This is a genomic window from Dolichospermum sp. LEGE 00240 (genome assembly GCF_015207875.1).
Taxonomy (GTDB): Bacteria; Cyanobacteriota; Cyanobacteriia; order Cyanobacteriales; family Nostocaceae; genus Dolichospermum; species Dolichospermum gracile.
In genome coordinates this window covers 25,790-47,850 of record NZ_JADEVZ010000036.1, presented here as the reverse complement: position 1 = coordinate 47,850, position 22,061 = coordinate 25,790, and the positions used below count along the sequence as shown (strand labels likewise).

Genomic DNA, 22,061 nt, shown 5'->3' with positions numbered 1-22,061 from the left:
GAGCAGGGGGCAGGGAGCAGGGGGCAGGGGGCAGGGAGCAGGGAGAAGATATTAACAACTGACAACTGACAACTGACAACTGACCAATTCAGTTACAATTTGTAAAGAAACTGAACAAGGAAGAGGGAATGCGCGTTGCAATTGTGGGTGCGGGATTAGCAGGGTTGGCAACTGCTATAGATTTAGTAGATGCTGGCTGTGAAGTAGAAATTTTCGAGTCCCGTCCGTTTGTGGGGGGTAAAGTTAGCAGTTGGGTAGATGGTGACGGCAACCATATTGAAATGGGGCTGCACGTCTTTTTTGGCTGCTACTACAATTTGTTTGAGTTGATGGAAAAGGTGGGGGCTGGTGATAACTTACGCCTCAAGGAACATAGCCATACTTTTATCAATAAAGGTGGACAAACTGGGGCATTAGATTTTCGCTTTTTCACAGGTGCGCCTTTTAATGGATTAAAGGCGTTTTTTACCACTTCTCAACTTTCGGTACGGGATAAATTCCAAAATGCGATCGCCCTGGGGACTAGCCCAATAGTTCAAGGTTTGGTAGACTTTGATGGGGCCATGAAAACTATTCGCAAATTAGATAAAATCAGTTTTTCCGACTGGTTCTACAGTCACGGAGGCAGTAAAGGCAGCATCAAACGTCTCTGGAATCCTATTGCTTACGCCTTGGGATTTATAGATTGTGATAACATATCCGCCCGGTGTATGTTGACAATTTTCCAGTTTTTTGCTGTCCGAACAGAAGCTTCAATTCTGCGAATGCTCGAAGGTTCACCTCATGAATATTTACACAAACCTATTGTTAAGTATTTAGAAGAAAGAGGCACAAAAATATACACCCGTCGTCAAGTCAGAGAAATTCAATTTGCTGAGTCTGGAGAACAAACCCAAGTTACAGGGATATTAGTTGCCCAAGGTGATACAGAAGAAGTGATCACTGCTGACGCTTATCTATGTGCTTGTGATGTCCCGGGAATTCAACGAGTTTTACCCCAACCTTGGCGGAAATGGCCAGAATTTGATAACATTTATAAGCTAGATGCTGTCCCCGTCGCTACAGTACAGCTACGTTTTGATGGTTGGGTGACAGAACTACAAGATGAGGAAAAACGCGGTAAGGGCGGAGTAACACCACCCCTACAGGCAGCAGGGATAGATAATTTGTTGTATACCGCTGATGCTGATTTTTCCTGTTTTGCTGATTTGGCTTTAACTAGTCCCGCCGATTATTATCGTCCTGGCGAGGGTTCATTGTTACAACTGGTATTGACACCGGGGGATCCTTTCATTAAACAAAGTAATGAAGCGATCGCTAATCATGTCCTCAAGCAAGTGCATGAACTGTTCCCCTCGTCAAGAGATTTAAACATGACTTGGTATAGTGTCGTCAAACTGGCGCAATCTTTGTACAGAGAAGCACCAGGAATGGATGTCTACCGTCCTGATCAAAAAACACCTGTCCCTAACTTTTTCCTAGCTGGAAGTTACACACAACAAGATTATATTGACAGCATGGAAGGAGCAACAGTTTCTGGAAAACGTGCCGCTAAAGCAATCCTCGAAAGTGGGAAGAAATAGGTGACAGGTGCTACGCCACGGGGACAGGGAATAGGGAATAGGGAATAGGGAATAGGAAATAAGTAAAAGTTTACCAATCACCAATCACCCATTACCAATTACCAATCACCAATCTAAAATCTAAAATCTAAAATCTAAAATCCTATGAGTGAATGGTTAGAACACAGCGTTCAAGTAGAAGTAGAAGTTCCCATAGAACTAGCATGGGGATTGTGGTCTGATTTAGAGCAAATGCCTAAATGGATGAAATGGATTGATTCAGTGACAATTTCTCCAGATAACCTAGAAATTTCCCTGTGGAAACTCAGTACAGGCGGGTTAGAATTTACTTGGAAATCCCGAATTACGAAGATGATTCCTAATCAAATTATTCAATGGGAATCAGTTGATGGTTTACCAAATCAAGGGGCTATTCGCTTTTATGATCGCTATGATATAAGTATTGTGAAAATGACAGTTTCCTATGCTATTCCAGGACTAATTGGTAGACTGATGGATAACTTATTTTTAGGAAAAGTGGTAGAATCCACAATTCAAGCAGACTTGGAAAGGTTTAAAGAATATGCCTTAAACGTGAAAACCAATTAAATTTGACACTCTCAGCGGCTTTAGCTAATGAGCTTTACCCTTACCGGATATTCCTGTAAAATTGGGCGCTGGTGAGTTGGCGTATGAAAGTCGAAAATTCCATCTCTCAAACTCCTACTCTCTGCGCTTGGAGCGTCTCTGCGGGAAATAAAATCATACCTTTACTCAACAACCCACTTTCCGCACTTCATTTTGTAATACGCGAATATTTCCATAATTTTATTTTTTATCGTTTAATAAAACACATATTTTATCCATCATTTTAAGTATTAATATTGAAAAATTTAACCCTTATTAGGAATAATTCTTGAAAAGATGGATACTACATTGTGAAGTGCGGAATATGGGCAACAACACCGTATAATTTATGTAACAAGTGTAATATTAGTTCAAGTTCAGCGAGGAAATTGTGGCTCCCTCTATTCACACCAATCATACATTAGTGTTAGTTGTAGATGATGACTTAGTTATACAAATGCAACTACGTCTTGCTATGGAAAAAGAGGGGTATGAGGTAATGGTAGCTGCTGATGGTAAAGCTGCCCTGGATATTTGCCTGAATTCACCGCCGGATATTGTGCTACTGGATGCGATGATGCCAGTAATGGATGGTTTTATTTGTTGCGCCCAGTTACACGCACTTGATCCCAATATCTCTATCTTGATGATTACAGGACTGGATGATCAAGGTTCTGTAGATAAAGCATTTGAAGTTGGTGCTGTTGACTATATTACTAAACCGATTGATTGGGCAGTTTTAAAACAAAGAGTGCGCCGCTTACTGCAAATGCACTGGCTCATCAAAGAATTCCAGTATAAAGTTAAACAAGAGCAGTTGGTCGCTAAAATTACCCAAAAAATTCGCACATCTTTAAACTTAGAACTAATTCTGAGTACAACGGTTATAGAAGTCCGTAAATTATTAAAAACTGATCGTGTCATTGTCTATCGGTTTCAACCGGATGGAAGTGGATGTGTAATAGTTGAGTCTGTAGACCCTGAATGGAGTTCCATGTTGGGAAGAGTATTTAAAGATACTTACTTCTTGGATAAATCCAGTCATAAATATCGGCACAGTAATGTTTATGTGATTGAAGATGTTAATGATGCTGGTCTTTCCCCATGTCACATTGATTTACTTAATGGATTACAGGCTAAAGCAAATTTGGTTGTCCCCATTGAACAGGAAAACAATATTTGGGGATTATTGGTAGTTTATGAATGTTCTAAACCACGCAAATGGGCTAAATCGGATATTGATTTACTTACACAATTGACATATCCATTAATTATGGCTATTCAACAAGCAGAATTATATCAACAGTTAGAAGTTGCTAACCAGAAATTACAACAACTGGCAAACATAGATAGTCTGACTCAAATTCCTAACCGTCGTTCCTTTGATCAAGTTTTAGAGCGAGAATGGAAACGATTAGAAAGAGAACAAGTGCCATTATCATTGATTCTTTGTGATATAGACTTTTTTAAGAATTATAATGATACCTATGGACATCAATTGGGAGATGAATGTTTGAAGGAGGTTGCTAAAATTATATATCAAGTAGCCCAACGTCCAGGAGATATAGCAGCCCGTTATGGTGGTGAAGAATTTGCCTTAGTTTTACCGAATACAGATACTACTGGTGCAATTTGTATTGCGGAAATAATTCTTGCTTATATTCGCACGCGGAACTTAATTCACGAAAGTTCTCAAATTAGTTCATATCTTACCCTGAGCCTGGGGATTGCGACTATTATTCCCCAAAGTAGCAGTTCTCCAAAATGGCTAATTGCTAAAGCGGACGAAGCCCTTTATCGGGCAAAACTGACAGGACGCGATCGCTACGCCATTTATGAATAAAGCCTTGGTGAATTGGGGTATGAAAGTCGAAATGTCAATTAGTCCAAACTCAAGTAAAGTTGACCACCTTCAAAATTTGACAAATGTCTTCAATTGATACTCAGGTTTTAGAATCCCTACTAGATATGCTCGAAGGTGATCAGGACGTGTTGGCAGAAATCATCAACTGTTATCTGATGGAATCTCCGAAAATTATCGCCGCTATTCAAACATCTGCAAGCCAGGGAGATGCTGATAACCTGGGAAAAACAGCCCATAACCTAAAGTCTAGCAGTGCTTCTTTGGGAGCAATGGATATCCATCAGCTTTGCTTAGAGTTAGAATCGAAAGGGAAGAATGGCAATTTGGCAGGGTCTTTAGAATTGGTGTCACAATTGATTAATGAGTATGCACAAGTTGAAATTGATTTAAAGAAACTATTACAAAGTTCCAGTTGCACCCCTAGATACCTGTGAAGAATTGCGTTTCCAAGTGGATGACGTAGTTTGTCTACAATCTCCAGAAGTAATGTCTGCAATTGGTTTATGGTACGATGATTTTAGCCAAACCACAGATCACGAAGTTAGTACACTTCTCGGAAATTAATTATATCTCACGCAAAGGCGCAAAGGTAAGAGGTTTCAAAATTAATCTTTTAATTCAGAAATACCCAAAATTTTTGCAGCTAATTCTGCCCATTTTACTCCAGCCAAACTAGGCAAAACCACATCAGCAGCCCCTACCCTCTCCTCTGGTCCCAAGCCTACCACCCACATATTTGCTGCTTTAGCGGCTGTAATACCTACGGCTGCATCTTCAAAAACCACACATTCATCTGGGGGAATTTCTAACTGGTTGGCAGCATTCAAAAATAAATCTGGTGCTGGTTTGGCAGATTGGACAGTATCACCATCAGTAATAACATCTATTGTACTGCCAATTCCCAATTTTTCAATCACTAAACGGGCATTTTTACTAGCAGAACCAATGGCGATTTTGATCCCAGCTTGATGCAATTGAGCCAACAAAGCCACAGACCCCGGTAATAAATCTGCGGGTGTAATATGATGAATTAGTTCTACATAATAATCATTTTTCCGAGCCATCATTTCCTGAATTTGTACTTCTGAATATTCTCTATTACCAATAATTAACATCAAAGAAGCGCGACGAGACACACCCCGCAAGGATTCATTAATTTCTCGATTAAAAAATAGCCCTTCCTCATTGGCTAACTTTTGCCAAGCTTGGTAATGATATTCTGCGGTATCAGTCAACACCCCATCTAAATCAAAAATCACACCCCGGATATTGGTTTTCCCTGCCTTGGGCAATTCTTGACGCAAATCGAACTCTTGCCATTTACCATGCCACTGTAACTTAAATTTCAGCCTTGTCCAAGTTGGGGGTAAGCGGGGATTAGCTATGAGGTCATTTTCTCTCAATTGGATACCGCCGAAACCAAATATTACAGTTTGCCAAATGCCTCCAGCACTAGCACCATGTATCCCATCTTGGGTATTTCCGCGTTTATCTTCTAAATCTACCATTGCCGCTTGCATAAAGCATTCATAAGCCTCCTGTAATTTGCCCAAATCAGCGGCTAAAATGGCGTGAATGGCAGGTCCCAAGGAAGAACCATAACTAATATCTGTGCGGGGGGCGTAATAGTCCCAATTTGCCTGTAATGTTGACTGATTGTAGGGAAAATCGGCAGATTCCCGCATCAAATACAGAAGCATTAATACATCTGGTTGTTTAATTACTTGTCCTTGATTGGTTTTTTCCATCCCCAAAATAATTTGGATTGATTTTTCTCGTGGTTCATAAGCAGCTAAGTTAATATTATCTAATTGAAAAAATCCCTCACATTGCTCAATGAGTAAGGTTTCGGGATTGTGAAGCATGAGAATTTTAGTGATAATTTCGCGCCAATGTGTGAGAACTTCAGAGGTAATTTGTAATTTTTGCTCCAGTTTTATTGCTACTTCTGGGAAAGTGGAATGCAACCAATTATAGATAAATAAAGCTTTTTCTAAATGCCATTGCACCATCCGATTTGTAAAACAATTGTTATGGACTGATTCGTGATATTCATCTGCACCAATAACTCCCCGAATTTCATAACATTCTAAGTGGGGATTAAATTCCACTCGACTACTCCAGAAAATGGCGGTATCTAAAATAATTTCTGCACCATAATCTCGCATCCACTCATGATCTTCTGTCACTTGCCAATAGTACCAAATAGCGTAAGCAATATCCGCACTAATATGAATTTCTCGATCACGACACCATATACGGATATCTTCGGCATAAAAATCACTTCGTAGTGACCAGCGCGGTGTGGCTTCATCCCCTGTCACCGCACTTTCCCAAGCAAACATCGCCCCCTGATAGCCATAATGGGCGGCTTTGCGTCGCGCCCCTGGTAAAGTATGATAACGGTAACTGAGTAAATTACGGGCTAAGTTTGGTTGGGTGAAGGTAAAAAATGGCAGAATAAAAATCTCTGTATCCCAAAAGATATGACCGTGATAACCAAAGCCGGATAGGGTTTTTGCTGGTATACTAACCTGATGATTATTTCTAGGTGCAGCAATTAGTAACTGAAACAGATTGTAACGCACTGCAAAAGCTGCTGTCATATCCCCTTCAATCATAATATCACTTTGTTGCCAAACTGTGTCCCAGGCTTGGGCATTGGCATCAATTAAGGTTATATAATCTGGTAAACTTACGAGTTTTTCTTTAGCGGCTGCAACTGGTTCTGTTATTTCATTAGATGTAAAAATACTCACGATTTTTACTATAGTAATCGTCTGTTGAATTTGACCTATCACAGTTGCATTCAGGCTAGGATAACCAGGTGTAGTGTTGATTTGTAAATCCGAGTTAGTCCCGGAAATATTAATTTTTGCCGCTATACCGACATCTATGCGGCTACTGCGAGTGCGACTATGCAACCAGAATCCTTGTGTAATTTTATTTTGATCTAATCTTTCCCAGTGATTGAATCCTTGATTTTCTGAATAGCTGTTTACACTGGCTTGAATTTCAATTAAACCATCAAAATTTACTGGTGTTATTTGACAACGTTGCCCTACTATATGCTCGTCAGCTAAACTAGCAAAACGTTCAAAATGGATATCTATTACTTTGCCATTAGGACTACACCACCGTAAGCAACGACTAAGAATGCCATGATGTAAGTCTAGTTGACGGTGATATTTTAAGGTTGTACCTTGATCAAGGCGAAAGCGTTCTCCCTCAATTATAAATGTTAATGGTAGCCAATCTGGACAGTTAACGAGTTCGGTGTAAACTACGGGAACATCATCGTAAACGCCGTTAATAAATGTCGCTGATAATGCACGGGGATACCCTTCTTCAAAGGTTCCTCTTGTTCCTAAATAGCCATTACCAATGGTGAAAATGGTTTCTCGGCTGTGCAAATATTCGGGATTAAACTGGGTTTCAGTTAATATCCAGTCTGTATAGCTAAGGTTGCGGAAATGGTCTTTTTTATCCATGATTTTGGATTAGTTATTTTTGTTTTTTTATATTTAAAACTTACGTAGGTTGGGTTGAGGCACGTTCACGTATCCCTGACGGGAGGCGTTAGCCATGGTGTGGCGATAGCCATAACCCAACAAACTCCTGTAGATGAAACTCAACAAATTCCTGTAAATGTTGGGTTTTACTTCGTTCTACCCAACCTACAATTTTTTACAATTTTTATTTTTGCTGATGAATGTGTTCTGATAAAATATTGTCGGCGATAGGTTTATAAAGGAGATGAAATAAACTTTCCATGTAACGGTCTCTAGCTTCGTTATCTTCAGGATAAACGAAGTTCCAAAAACTAAACATTTTGGCTAATAACAACAGTTGATTTGTGTGGGAATTCCAGTTATATTTATGGCGAATGCGCTCAATCATCCATTGGGAATTCTCTAGCCAATATTCTGGACAATTATGACATTTTTCTAAGAAGTTAGTAATTGTTTTGGCTGTTCCTTCCAGGTCTGTAGGGTTGAGATTAAATCCTTTATTGTGATTTTCAATAATTTCTAATGAACCACCAAATTGAGTTGTAAAAGTTGGTAATCCAGAAATCATGGCTTCTAAAACACTTCTGCTAAAGGATTCATAAAGGGCAAAGTGAATATAAATTCCTTGAAAATCGGCAATTACACGATAGGTTTCGGCGATATCGCTTAAAGGAAGACGCATTCCTAACCAGCGGATTTTATGGTGAAGATGATATTGATCAATAATTGCGTGAATTTTTTCTATTTCTTGAACTTCTTCTGGGTTTGTTCCTGAATCTGGATGCAGTTTACTGGTTAATAATATGAGATTACATTGTTCTTGTAATTCTTGACTTTTACCGAAACATTCAATTAAACCTGTGAGGTTTTTGATTGAGGTAATAGGACTAACAGAAAATATCGGTTTTTTATGAGGATGTTCTAATTTACCAATAATTTGGGGATGTTCTGCATGGAAAATTAGGTTTTGGATGTGTTGACGACAATGGGATTCTCTATTGGTTGTTTCGTTGTAGGGGAAAAATATATTTTCACTGACTCCCGGAGAAACCATGTTGAATTTAGGACTAAATAAATCAATGCCATCAATTACATGATATAAGTTGGGCATGGTGAAACATTTATAGGATTCATATTGTCCCATTGTATCTGGTGTACCGACAATCTCCTGATAGGATGATGTGATGATAAAGTCGGCGGCATTCATGCTGATTAAATCAGCGGTAAATTGGGCGGAAAAATGATATTGTGATTCTAAATCTTGCCAATATAAGTTACTAAATAGAAATTTAGGTTTTTCTAGAGAATGGGCAATATTACATTGGGTAACTTTCATTTTTCGGGAGAGAATAAAAGCGACTAAGTTACCGTCACTGTAATTACCAATAATTAGATTTGGTTTGCCTTTAAATTGGTTTAAAATTTCTGTTTCGGCAGCTAGAGCAAATTTTTCTAAATAAGGCCAAACTTCAAATTTAGAAATCCAGTTGTTGGTAATTTCTGGTTGAGATTCTGTAAAAGGAACGCGCAAAATCCAAGCATTTTCTGTACCATCAACTTTTTCTAATGGTAAGTTACAAAATGTGCCTTCGCAATTGGGAATCAGTCGAGTTAATATAATGATATGGGGTTTAATTCCTAATATATCTAAACCTGCAAGTTTAATTTCTGCTTGCATTTTGTTTTCTAAACTCCGGGCTTGTTCTAAAACATAAATAACTTGTCCTAGTGTTTCATCTCTACCTAAAACATCCTCTTGTGCAACCCAACCATGTATGGAAATGAGGACGACGCGGAAAACTGCACAAATGCGAGAAACAAAGGTTTCTAAAATAGCAGGTTCGGGATTATCTATGAGTTTTTCGAGAAGTTCTAAGGTTTCTCTAACTCTGGCTGCATTGTTACCCCACCCTGGTTCTAAACCGAGTGATTGGAGATGAAAACCAAATTTTTCATAAGGTGTATCGGGGGATAAATTACTAACAAATTCTAAAGCTAGTTTGATTTGTTTGGTTAGTTGTAATCCTGAATGAATGTGATTACTAATTAATAGGCTAATGCCATTATATTCTAATCTTTGTAGTGATTGAAATAATGCGTGAATCCAATATTCAGGATCTGTTAATGATTGATTACAAAAATAATGATTGAGAACGGTTAAACCTTGGCCAATATTTCGAGAATCACTAATTCTCGGCGCTGCTGGGTAGAAGGGATGAAGATCAATTTCTAAAATGTGGGGTTGGTAACGGTTGACTAAGCGATCGCTCACAGCTAATAATGCTTGTGGTGTCATTAAGTCAAACTTGGTCAAATCAGCGCTTAATAACCATACCTCTTGACTGGCAATTTTGGGTCTAAGGACGAACCAAATATTTTCACTATCTAGAATTATTTCATGGGTGTACTGAATAAATGTTCCTAGGGAGGAAGAGTGATAAAAATAAGCAGGTTTTTGGAATTGGTGACAATAATCTGCAAAGGCTTGTAAAATCTCGTTTCTTAAAAAGTAACGTTTATGATGATTACCCAATCCTAAGATAAACTCACTCAAAGCATTTTTTTCATCACTGTTAATAATAGTTTGCACCAATTTATACATTGTAGATTACCAAACTCTAGCGAAGGTCAGAATTATTGATCTGCTGTTTTGAGTTAATCGTAAATAAGTTACTCAATCATTTACTTCTAACTAAAGGATGAACTCTAACCTCATCTTATAGATAGGGTTTGCTGAAAAAGTTGTCTGTGAGGGGAGGTGACAGGTGACAGTTTCAACTGTCTGGATATCCTCAATTTTCCCAATCCGACAAAGAAAAATGCACCTATTTTGAGACACCATTAGCCAAAACCTGGCACTTTTTTGTGGTGAAAATCCGCGAAACCCTTTGTTAATAAATGGTTTTAGGTTTATATGTCCATAGCTTGCGTGACGACGTAGGAGTCATACGCCACGCTACGCTATCAGCAAGCCCTAGATAGAGAAATATCTATTCGTTACAGCAGAGTTTTGACTTGTATTAATTACCATTTTGTAAATCTTACTTGTGACACTTTTTTAATAGTCCATGAAAATAAGAATCAAATATTACATATACAAATATTACTCAATTCAGCAAAACCTGAATACTCATATCCCCAACGAATTTTGGAGGTTGAGTATGTCGTGATGAGGTGTAATTAATTTAGCCAAAAAATTGAAAATGAATTTGTGACCCCATGGCAGATTTAATTTTGTTGCTTTGTAAATACTGCTTGTGACAGTATTCAGACAGTCATGCAACATGGGAGTACATTTTATCTACAGTTTTGTAAATATCTCTTGTGACAGTATTTAAATAGTCATTTAATTTGTAATTTGTAACTGATATTTTCTGTAGTATTTATATAAACAAAGTGCCAATTTGGCTCACTAGTTACAGGAAACATAGTATTCTGCATATAATAGTGTCACAAGGAGTATTTACAAAACCATAGACAGGAAATATCTCAATATTGTATGACTATTTAAATAGTGTCATAATACGAATATCTGTATTTCCTATTTTTTACCAAACAATCAACTTGGGCATACAATGCTAGAAATTTGCCTGTATTTTTACTGACATAAGGGTAATGTGTTCAGTAATTTTTTCAGTTTATGCACTTAAAAATTGCAAGATTTAATCTATTGAGATTACAAATTGCCAATGAGATATCACTAATTGAATGTATACCACTGCTCAATAAACCTCACAAAAAATTAATAAAATTCTCTCATAATCACAAATAATATTGATATTTAATCGGTAAGTTATCGCTATACTCGAACTTAGATATCGAAGTTATTCACCAAGAGAATTAAATCCTGTGCATATCATCTGTATATATTGCTGTGATTGCATAAATATCCCCTTGATTTGTCCCTATTATTTGGAATTTAGGAGATCAAAAGTCAAGATTTAAAAGGCTTGTCAAATCAGGAGTAAAATTCCTCAACTTGACTATAAAAGTCTGATTATTTTGGACTAAAAAGATTTTCTGTTCTGAATATTCACGAATTATTAACTTTCCATCCTACAAGATTAGATCAGGGTTAGTTATGAACTATCAGGCTTCTTCTGCTCAGAACGATTTTCATAGTGCCATCACTCCCGAACAGTTCAATCATATCATTGAAGCTATTGCTGATGGACGGTATTCTTGGGCTTGTGTGTTGATTTTACGTTGTATTGATTACAATCCAATTCACTATATCCCTCAACGGACTTACAGCCGATTGATTAAAGAAAACCGTCAAGGTCATGGAACAGCTAGTAAACCAAAAGCAGATATTTGAGTCTTTTGTGAATAGTCATATTTACAAAGATTCATCTCAATTACTAAGCCAAAAGGTAGAGTAACTCAGCAGAAAGTTATTCCCTAAAACTAATAATTTGGGATTTTGTTCCTATCTAGCCCCATGCTACATTTAGCATGGGGGGATTTTTCACGAACTATCAATTACCTGAGTTCGGTGTTAGGAATTCCGAGTTTCTCCTTCGGAGACGCTACGCGAACAGAGTTATGATTTTTTCAACGAGATCATAAGGGGTTGAGACTCATATTTGGGGCAGTTTTCCAAAAATTATCTTATGTCGAACTCAGGTTATAATTATTGAATGATCTAGAGTAGATTGCAGATTCATGAGGTAGAGGATTTAAGCTGACTGGGCGCAGGCCCCGCGCCCCTACCGGCTGACTGTATGTTTTAATAGTTATTAAAGGTCAAGGAATATAAAGATGAAAACCTTTGCAACTATAGATGGTAATGAAGCTGTGGCGAAAGTCGTTTACCAATTAAACGAAGTTATTGCCATTTACCCGATTACACCATCTTCACCGATGGCGGAATGGTCTGATACTTGGATGAGTGAGGGAAAACCGAACATTTGGGGAACTGTTCCTGCGGTGGTGCAGTTGCAGAGTGAAGGGGGGGTTGCGGGCGCCGTACATGGGGCGTTACAAACTGGTTCACTGACAACAACCTTTACAGCATCTCAGGGGTTAATGTTGATGCTACCAAATATGTACAAAATTGCCGGTGAACTTACACCTACAGTATTTCATATTGCGGCGCGATCGCTTGCAGCCCAAGCTTTATCCATTTTCGGAGATCATAGTGATGTCATGGCTGCAAGAACTACTGGTTTTGCCATGTTATGCGCTGCTTCTGTGCAAGAAGCCCATGATTTTGCCCTAATTTCCACAAAAGTAACTTTATTATCTCGCATACCTTACTTACACTTTTTTGATGGTTTTCGCACTTCCCACGAAGTCAATAAAATAGAAATATTAACAACTCAAGACTTACAAAAATTTATTCCCATAGAGTTAGTAATTGCCCATCGTTCACGGGCTTTAACACCTGAACATCCGGTATTACGAGGAACAGCCCAAAATCCTGATGTTTATTTTCAAGCAAGAGAAACTGTAAACTCTTTTTATTCAGCTTGTCCAGATATTACTCAACAGGTAATGGATGAATTTGCCCAAAATATAGGCAGAAAATATCAACTATTTGAATATCATGGACATCCAGCAGCAGAAAAAATAATTATTCTCATGGGTTCTGGTTGCGAAACAGTTCATGAAACCGTAGATTATCTCAATCAACAAGGTGAAAAAGTCGGAGTTATCAAAGTTAGATTATATCGTCCCTTCGATACCCAAAGATTTATTGATTCTCTTCCCCAAACTACCTGCAAAATTGCTGTTTTAGATAGAACAAAAGAACCAGGGGCAATTGGTGAACCTTTGTATGTAGATGTAGTTACAGCTTTGGCAGCAAACCAACTTCACAAAATTCAAGTTGTGGGGGGAAGATATGGTTTATCTTCTAAAGAATTTACACCAGCAATGGTAAAAGCGGTGTTTGATAATTTGGAGTTAGCAATACCAAAAAATCATTTTACTATCGGCATTAATGATGATGTTACTCATACCAGTTTAGCATATAATCCCGAATTTAACATTGAAGCTGACAATATAGTTAGGGCAATTTTTTATGGTTTAGGTGCAGATGGGACAGTGGGGGCAAATAAAAACTCAATTAAAATTATTGGCGAAGAAACAGATAATTATGCCCAAGGTTATTTTGTTTACGATTCTAAAAAGTCTGGTTCTGTCACAGTCTCTCATTTGCGCTTTGGTAATCAACCAATTCATTCTACCTATTTAATTACTAAAGCTAACTTTGTCGCTTGTCATCAATGGGACTTTATAGAAAAGTTCCCGATATTAAAAGATATTATTCCTGGTGGGACATTTTTACTAAATTCACATTATCACAAAGATGAAGTTTGGGATAAATTACCCACCACCATGCAAACAGAGATAATTGACAAAAATCTCAAATTTTATGTCATTAATGCCTATAAAGTCGCCCGTGAAGCGGGAATGGGTGGACATATTAACATCGTTATGCAGGTTTGTTTCTTTGCTGTTTCTGGTATTTTACCAAGGGAAGAAGCTATAGATCAAATTAAAAAATCTATTCGTAAAACCTACGGTAAAAAAGGTGAAGAACTTGTACAAATGAATATCCAAGCAGTTGATAAAACCTTGGAAAATCTCTATGAAATTACAGCTAAAGAACTGTCACCTGTCACCTATCACCTGTCACCTATTCTCAATAATGCCCCTGCATTTGTCCGCGATGTATTAGGGAAAATGATAGTCCGTGAAGGTGATGATTTACCTGTAAGTGCATTACCTGTAGATGGTACATATCCGACGGGAACATCTAAATGGGAAAAACGCAACATTGCTGAAGAAATTCCAGTTTGGGATGCTGACGTTTGTATTCAATGTGGTAAATGTGTGATGGTGTGTCCCCATAGTGTCATTCGCGCGAAAGTATATGCACCAGAAGAGTTAGAAAATGCCCCAACAACTTTTAAAAGTGCCAATGCAAAAGAACATGATTGGCATGATTTAAAGTTTACCATTCAAGTAGCAGCAGAAGATTGTACAGGCTGTGGTATTTGTGTTGATGTTTGTCCCGCCAAAAATAAAGCCGAACCGCGCAAAAAAGCCATTAATATGGCAGCGCAAAAACCATTGCGAGAACAGGAACGAGAAAACTGGGATTTCTTCTTAAATCTTCCCAACCCAGATAGACGGAATTTAAAGTTAAATCATATTAATCAACAACAGATGCAAGAACCGTTGTTTGAGTTTTCCGGTGCTTGTGCTGGATGTGGAGAAACACCTTATATTAAACTTGTAACACAATTATTTGGCGATCGCATGATCGTTGCCAACGCCACCGGTTGTTCATCTATCTATGGTGGTAACTTACCCACCACACCTTGGACAAAAAACGCCGCAGGTAGGGGTCCTGCTTGGTCTAACAGTCTCTTTGAAGATAACGCCGAATTTGGCTTAGGTTTCCGGGTTTCCATAGACAAACAAGCCGAATTTGCCGCTTATTTACTCCAACAACTTGCACCCCATATAGGTGAAACCTTAGTCTCAGAAATCCTCAACGCTGAACAAAAAGACGAATCGGATATTTACTCTCAACGAGAACGAGTTTCCATTCTTAAAAGAAAATTAGAAGAAATTATCACCGCAGATGAACACAGATTAACGCAGATGAAAGAAGATTCTATCAGCGTTTATCAGCGTTTATCAGCGTTTAAAAATCTTCAATCCCTCGCTGATTATTTAGTCAAAAAAAGTGTTTGGATCATTGGTGGTGACGGTTGGGCCTATGATATTGGTTACGGTGGATTAGATCATGTCATTGCTAGTGGACGCAACGTCAATATTCTCGTCTTAGACACAGAAGTTTACTCTAATACTGGCGGTCAAATGTCCAAATCTACCCCTAAAGGTGCAGTAGCAAAATTCGCCGCCGGTGGTAAACCCGCAACTAAAAAAGACTTAGGTTTAATCGCTATGACCTACGGTAACGTTTATGTTGCTAGTGTAGCAATGGGCGCAAAAGATGAACAAACCCTGAAAACTTTCTTAGAAGCCGAAGCTTACGAAGGTCCATCCTTAATCATTGCCTACAGTCATTGTATTGCTCACGGTATCAACATGAGTACAGCCATGCAAAACCAAAAAGCCGCTGTAGACTCTGGACGCTGGTTATTATATCGCTATCACCCCCACCGCATTAAACAGGGAGAAAACCCCCTACAACTCGATTCTCGCACCCCTCGCATACCCATAGAAAATTCCATGTACATGGAAAACCGTTTTAAAATGTTAACCAAAATTAACCCAGAAACAGCAAAAGAACTCCTCAAAGAAGCCCAACTCGATGTTAACACCCGTTGGCAAATGTACCAATATTTAGCCGCCAGAAAATTACAATAAAGCTAAATTACGAGTCATACCATTTCTTTGTAAAAATGCGCCAAATTTCTTGAGATTTTCTGTCTCTGTGTCCTCTGTGCCTCTGTGGTTCATTTATCTGAATTGAATTAATATCAGGAGTCAGGAAACAGAAAGAAAAAATTACCCATTACCAAATGTATGAACTTAACTACCACATATTTAGGTTTAGAATTAAAATCTCCCTTAGTTCCCTCCGCGTCTCCACTTTCCGAAGACATTGATAATATTAAACTAATGGAAGATGCAGGTGCAGGTGCTGTTGTTATGCACTCACTATTTGAAGAACAATTAAACTTAGAAAAATCCGCACTTCATCATCATTTAACATATCATACAGAAAGTTTTGCCGAAGCTTTAACCTATTTCCCAAACATCGCTAATTTCCGAGTCGGACCAGAAGAATATTTAGACCATATTCGCAAAGCTAAAGAAAAAGTGGATATTCCCATTATTGCTAGTTTGAATGGTTCTTCCGTTGGCGGTTGGACAGAATATGGTAAACTCATGGAAGAAGCAGGAGCATCAGCACTAGAATTAAATATTTACTATGTTCCCACTAACCCAGATTTAAGTAGTCATGATATCGAGCAAAATTATCTTGATATTCTCACATCTGTTAAAGCCGCCGTCACTATTCCTGTAGCCGTAAAACTGAGTCCTTACTTTACTAATACTGCAAATATTGCCAAACGTTTAGATCATGCCGGGGCTGATGGATTAGTATTATTTAATCGGTTTTATCAACCAGATATTAACTTAGAAAATTTAGAAGTCGAACCTCATGTACTTTTAAGTACCCCCCAAGCCATGCGTTTACCCCTGCGCTGGATAGCCATTCTCTATGGTCATATTCAGGGTAGTTTAGCTGCCACTAGCGGTATTCATAATACCCATGATGTAATCAAAATGTTAATGGTAGGCGCAAATGTAACTATGTTATGTTCAATATTATTACGGGAAGGTATTAACCATATTCAGTGTTTAGAAAAAGACCTCCGGCAATGGATGAAAATACATGAATATGAATCTGTCAAGCAAATGCAAGGTACTATGAGCCAGTTAAATTGTCCTAATCCTAGTGCTTTTGAACGCGCTCAATATATGAAAGCTTTACAAACCTATAACCCAGATTCGGGTAGAGTTTATACACCATCTTAGTCCTGACTCCTGACTGGGCGCAGGCCCTGCGCCCCTACCTCCTGACCTATGAAAAAACGTATCGGTATTCTTACTAGTGGTGGTGATTGTCCTGGTCTAAATTGTGTGATTCGCGCGGCTGTGAGTCATGCCACAAGGACTTATGATTGGCAGGTCGTGGGTATCCCTTACGCCACCCAAGGGTTGCTAGAACAAAAAACAGTGCCGTTAAGTATACATGGTTGGGATTTGCGCGGGATTGACCCTTTGCTAAATATGGGGGGAACGATTTTAGGTAGTATTAATAAAGGGGATACTTTAGCTCATGCTGATGAAATATTAGCCGGCTATAAAGCGATCGCTTTAGATGCTTTAATTATTGTGGGTGGAGATGGTAGTTTAGATATTATTCATCAACTATCAGTTTTAGGTAATTGGAATTTAATTGCTATCCCCAAAACCATTGATCATGATGTCGCCTTTACAGAACGTGCAATCGGCTTTGATACGGCAGTTAATACCATTGTTGATGCCATTAATCGGCTCATATTTACCGCTGCTAGTCATGACCGGGTAATGATTATCGAAGTTATGGGACGCAACGCGGGACACTTGGCTTTACACTCAGGAATTGCCGGCGGTGCTGATGTGATTTTAATTCCCGAAGTCCCCTATACTATTCAGGGAATATGTAATCATCTGACCGAATTACGCGAACAGTGGCAAAAAAAATTCGCCATTATAGTTGTTGCTGAAGGTATATCTGTTTCCACAGAAGATGCCAATAATCCTTCTACTTGCACAACAGCTAAATGTGGTCAAGGTCAATATATTGCCGAAAAAATTGCCAATTGTAGTCATCACCTCATTGATACTAGAGTTTCTGTCTTAGGACATATTCAGCGCGGTGGTATCCCCTCAGCTTTAGACCGTCTCACAGCCACCATGTTTGGTAAAATTGCCATTGATTTAATTGCTCAAAATCAATATGATCAAATGTTAGCTTGGCAAAATGGCAAAGTTGTTACTTTCCCCATTCAAGATGTTATAAACAAAAATCCCTCTCTTGTTAATCCTCAAGGTGATTTAGTCCAAACCGCTCGGTCTTTAGGTATATATATTGGTGAATAAGGTGACAGGTAATAGGTGACAGGTGACAGGTGACAGGTTACAGGTTACAGGTGACAGGTGACAGGTTACAGGTTACAGGTTACAGGTGACAGGTTACAGGTTACAGGTTACAGGTTACAGGTGACAGGTTACAGGTGACAGGTGACAGGTTACAGGTGACAGGTTACAGGTGACAGGTTACAGGTGACAGGTTACAGGTGACAGGTAATGGGTAATGGGTAATGGGTAATAGGTAATGGGTAAGAGAAAGATAAATAATCTTCCCAACTCCCCCAACTCCCCCAACTCCCCCACTCCCTTACGTATTACTCAACTTCAGCGAGCGCTTCTAAATGAAAAGCCACATTTTTCAGCGCCATTTCAATTTCGTTACTATAAGAAAGACTTCTCCATCGTGGTGTTGTAGCATAGTCTAAGGCATTTGTATCCAAGTATTCTGCAAAAATTACCAGTTTTTCGGGGTCTGTTGGGGCTGTTGCCAACTTTGCTAAAAATTCTTGAGGTGTCATAGATTTGCCAGGAAAGAATATAAAGTCTCATGAATCGGTCAATTCTATGAGCATAAGTGCTGTCATCCCTAAAAATCTGTTCAAAATACTCAAATATTGGTAATTGATAATTGGGTAATTTTATTCTTCTGTCTTCCTTTCTTCTTCTTCCTTCTTCCTTCTTTCTTTCTCCTGACTCCTGACTCCTGACTCCTTTAGTATATAACTCAATGTTTCCAGTAATTCTTGATTAGTGTAGGGTTTTAATAAAATCGCAGGAACTTGATTTTCATGACTTGGTTCCAGCATATTTTGGATATTGCGTCCACTACAAGCAATTATTTTGACTTGAGGATTGATTTTTTTCAAATTGGAGATAGCAGAACTTCCATCCATTTCTGGCATCATCATATCCATCAATACTACTCTAATTTGCTGTTTGTACCGGGCATAAATAGCGATCGCCTCCATCCCATTTTTAGCAGTAATAGTTTGATAATTGTAGTTTTCTAAAATATTTTTCGTCACTTCCAGCACTTGGGGTTCATCATCCACCACTAAAATTAACTCTCCCCGTCCTGGATACATTTCCCCATAATCCGATTCTAAAGGCATAACTTCCTGATTTACCGATGGTAAAAATACTTTAAATTTACTGCCTTTCCCCACTTCACTATCAACATTAATAAAACCCTTATGACTTTTAATCGTTCCTAGCACTGTTGATAGTCCTAATCCTGTTCCCTTACCAATATCCTTAGTAGTGAAAAATGGCTCAAATATTCTCTCTAATATTTCCGCTGGTATCCCCGTCCCCGTATCTTCCACTGTAATCACAATATAATTTCCCACACCAGCATAATGATTTATCCGTCTCATCTCTTCACTAATATACAAATTTTCCGCAGAAATAGACAGATTGCCACCATTAGGCATAGCATGACCAGCATTAACCATTAAGTTAATTAATACCTGTTCCAGTTCATTCTTATCCCCAGATATCGTCCATAATTTTGGCGGGAGATAGGTGAAAAATTTGATAGATTGAGGAAAGGAAAATGTTTCCTTAGCCATCTGAATAGTATCCCTAATCAAATCACCAATCTGAATAATTGTATATTGAATCTCTACTCCCTTCGCAAAAGATAAAAGTTGTCTCACCAAAGCTGCCCCTTTTTTAGCATTCGCTTCAATAGTTGTGAGCATTTGCAAACAATTATCTTTGTCTAAGGAAGATTTACTTTTTAGCAATTGAGCATATCCTAAAATCGGTGTTAAATGATTATTGATATTGTGAGCAATCCCACCAGCTAAAGTCCCAATACTTTCCATTCTTTTAGCATGAATTTCCATTTGTTGAGCGCGGGCAAACTGATCTTCTAGTTGTTTCTTTTCAGTAATATCAGTATCTACCGTGAGAATAGATTTAGGTTGTCCATCAGTATCTAACATCAATGTCCAACGACTTTGAACAATAATTAGTTGATTCGATTGTGTCCGTTTGCGTAATTCACCTTGCCAACTTCCCACTCTCACTACAGTTTTCAAAGGAATGATCTCTTGCTCATGGGAAGTTGAATCATAAAAAATATCCTTGGGATTCTTGTCTAAAACCTCCTGACGTTTCCACCCATATATTTTCTCTGCACCCTGATTCCAAAAAATAATTTTGGCTTGAAAATCACGGACAAAAATTGCATCAGTTGCAATATCTAAAAGGGCAGCTTGTTCAGAAAGTTGCTGTTCAGTTGCCTTCCGTTCAGAAATATCCCTAGTAGTCCCAATCATCCGAATTGGTTCACCATTTTCATTACAGTAAACTTTTCCCCTAGAACTCAACCAATTTAGGTTACTATCACCACCAACTACCCGATACTCACAGACAAAATCAACTTTTTTTTCAATGGATTGACTCACACATACTTGAAACCGCTCACGGTCTTCAGGATAGATTAACTTGAGAAAATCTTCATAATTAGGAGATAAACTATCAATAGGTAAACCATACATTAAACCCAAATTAGGAGACCAGAGAGTCTTATTGATTTGGATATGCCAATCCCAAATCCCAATTTTACCCGCTTCCAATGCCAATGTAAGTCGGGCTTCACTCTCTTGTAAGGACTTTTGAATCTGTTTTCGTTCCACGATTTCCTGTTGCGATCGCTCATTAGCAATCACTAATTCTGCCGTGCGTTCTTTTACCCTGGTTTCCAAAACATCGCTATTTTGACGCAGGGCTGCTTCTAATTTTTCCCGTTCACGCAGTGCAGCTTGCTGTTCGCTAATATCAGTTACTGACCACAATAACCCAGTTCGTTTACCTTTACTATCAGAGATAGGATTTACTCTCACACTAGCAGAAAATAGCGAACCTTTTCGAGGCTGGAAATCTATTTCCCATTCCTGTAAATGCTGCAATTTTTTTAACTGAGATACGAACTGAGAGCGGTACTGTTCAGCAATATATACCACTAATGGTTTGCCAATCAGATGATTTTGACGCACAGATAACAAGGATGCTGCTCCATAATTAGCTTGCTGAATTATCCCTAAACTATCAGTTACTAAATAACCATTAGGTGCAAATTCAAATAAATCTTGATAACGCTGTCGTTCAGCTTCAGTAATTTCACGGGAATAGATCAATTGTTCATTTTGTTGTCGCAGTTCTTCTTCCGCAATTTGCAGTTCTTCTAAGGTTTCTTGAAGTTGCAGATTAATTTCTGTAGTATCAGCAAACTCTGCTTTTACCCATTGTTGTAAATAATTGTAAGTTTGCCAGCGAATTACTTCTAATTCTTGATTAATTGGTGTGTGTTTTGGATGAGAATCTGCAAAATTTTCTTGTAATACTTCAAGCACACCCACTATTTTTTCTATATTTAAGCTTTGTAATAAGTCTTTTTTATGGACAATACCGATTAAATTGTCTTCGTCATCTACTATAGGTAAATGTTCAATACCATGCTGCTGCAAAAGTGCTAACACGGTCAAAATATGCTCAGAATCTGATTCTTTGAGCATAATTGGTGGCTGACTCATCACATTCGCCATTTTCACTGCTGATAAGTTGGTATTTGAGGCAACTACCCTCAGTACATCCTCAATGGTCAAAATTCCTTGTAATTTCTTGCCCTCTACCACCAAAACATAGTCGTTTGCTGCTTGAGTTGGATAATTAACTGTAACCTGATTCATCAATTTAATAGCAGCCATTACATAACTATCAGGACTAATAGTTAAAGGAGAATAATTAATAATTTCATATAAACTAGGTAAACAAATTAACTCCTTATTCATTCCATCAACTAATGGGTTTGATGGCTGCGTCTGATCAATAGATACTTCTGTAACTAATTTCATACCG

At 38.3% G+C, this 22,061-nt stretch carries 12 protein-coding genes; 8 read left to right on the top strand and 4 right to left on the bottom strand.

Going from position 1 to position 22,061, the window contains the following annotated elements; genetic code table 11:
- Positions 1 to 128 precede the first annotated feature (128 nt).
- The 4 genes from zds to IQ226_RS13625 all read left to right on the top strand — a co-directional run bounded on the left by zds (position 129) and on the right by IQ226_RS13625 (position 4,487).
- Positions 129 to 1,583 carry a 9,9'-di-cis-zeta-carotene desaturase gene (zds, locus tag IQ226_RS13640; RefSeq protein ID WP_193896149.1) on the top strand — a complete coding sequence of 485 codons (1,455 nt, stop codon included), beginning with the start codon at positions 129 to 131 and terminating at the stop codon, positions 1,581 to 1,583.
- 144 nt (positions 1,584 to 1,727) lie between these two features.
- A complete protein-coding gene (locus IQ226_RS13635) occupies positions 1,728 to 2,171 on the top strand; it encodes an SRPBCC family protein (protein ID WP_193896147.1) in 444 nt (147 codons plus the stop codon).
- Positions 2,172 to 2,580: 409 nt separating this feature from the next.
- A complete protein-coding gene (locus tag IQ226_RS13630) occupies positions 2,581 to 4,032 on the top strand; it encodes a diguanylate cyclase domain-containing protein (RefSeq protein ID WP_370567138.1) in 1,452 nt (483 codons plus the stop codon).
- 83 nt (positions 4,033 to 4,115) lie between these two features.
- The gene (locus IQ226_RS13625; RefSeq protein ID WP_193896145.1) at positions 4,116 to 4,487 is read left to right on the top strand and encodes an Hpt domain-containing protein; all 372 of its coding nucleotides are present in this window, start codon (positions 4,116 to 4,118) and stop codon (positions 4,485 to 4,487) included.
- 171 nt (positions 4,488 to 4,658) lie between these two features.
- Here IQ226_RS13625 and pgmB read toward each other — a convergent pair whose 3' ends face one another.
- Together pgmB and IQ226_RS13615 are read right to left on the bottom strand one after the other, a co-directional pair.
- The gene (gene pgmB / locus IQ226_RS13620; RefSeq protein ID WP_193896143.1) at positions 4,659 to 7,544 is read right to left on the bottom strand and encodes a beta-phosphoglucomutase; all 2,886 of its coding nucleotides are present in this window, start codon (positions 7,542 to 7,544) and stop codon (positions 4,659 to 4,661) included.
- A 205-nt stretch (positions 7,545 to 7,749) separates the two neighbouring features.
- Positions 7,750 to 10,167 carry a sucrose synthase gene (locus IQ226_RS13615; RefSeq protein ID WP_193896142.1) on the bottom strand — a complete coding sequence of 806 codons (2,418 nt, stop codon included), beginning with the start codon at positions 10,165 to 10,167 and terminating at the stop codon, positions 7,750 to 7,752.
- Between the two features lie 1,479 nt (positions 10,168 to 11,646).
- Between IQ226_RS13615 and IQ226_RS13610 the strand changes: the two genes are divergently transcribed.
- The 4 genes from IQ226_RS13610 to IQ226_RS13595 all read left to right on the top strand — a co-directional run bounded on the left by IQ226_RS13610 (position 11,647) and on the right by IQ226_RS13595 (position 18,203).
- Positions 11,647 to 11,883 (top strand): HetP family heterocyst commitment protein, encoded by a 237-nt coding sequence (locus IQ226_RS13610; protein ID WP_193896139.1) that lies wholly within the window; start codon positions 11,647 to 11,649, stop codon positions 11,881 to 11,883.
- 443 nt (positions 11,884 to 12,326) lie between these two features.
- Complete coding sequence (nifJ, locus tag IQ226_RS13605) at positions 12,327 to 15,914, top strand: pyruvate:ferredoxin (flavodoxin) oxidoreductase (protein WP_228039427.1); 3,588 nt, start codon at positions 12,327 to 12,329, stop codon at positions 15,912 to 15,914.
- A gap of 159 nt (positions 15,915 to 16,073) precedes the next feature.
- Entirely contained in the window at positions 16,074 to 17,093 is a 1,020-nt protein-coding gene (locus IQ226_RS13600; protein ID WP_193896137.1) for a dihydroorotate dehydrogenase-like protein, read from the top strand.
- A 48-nt stretch (positions 17,094 to 17,141) separates the two neighbouring features.
- Complete coding sequence (locus IQ226_RS13595) at positions 17,142 to 18,203, top strand: ATP-dependent 6-phosphofructokinase (protein ID WP_193896135.1); 1,062 nt, start codon at positions 17,142 to 17,144, stop codon at positions 18,201 to 18,203.
- A 305-nt stretch (positions 18,204 to 18,508) separates the two neighbouring features.
- Here the strand turns inward: IQ226_RS13595 and IQ226_RS13590 are convergent, their stop codons facing one another.
- Together IQ226_RS13590 and IQ226_RS13585 are read right to left on the bottom strand one after the other, a co-directional pair.
- The gene (locus tag IQ226_RS13590) at positions 18,509 to 18,712 is read right to left on the bottom strand and encodes a hypothetical protein (RefSeq protein WP_027403642.1); all 204 of its coding nucleotides are present in this window, start codon (positions 18,710 to 18,712) and stop codon (positions 18,509 to 18,511) included.
- A gap of 120 nt (positions 18,713 to 18,832) precedes the next feature.
- Positions 18,833 to 22,057: a PAS domain S-box protein gene (locus tag IQ226_RS13585; protein ID WP_228039426.1), complete on the bottom strand. Its 3,225-nt coding sequence runs from the start codon at positions 22,055 to 22,057 to the stop codon at positions 18,833 to 18,835.
- Between the last annotated feature and the right edge of the window lie 4 nt (positions 22,058 to 22,061).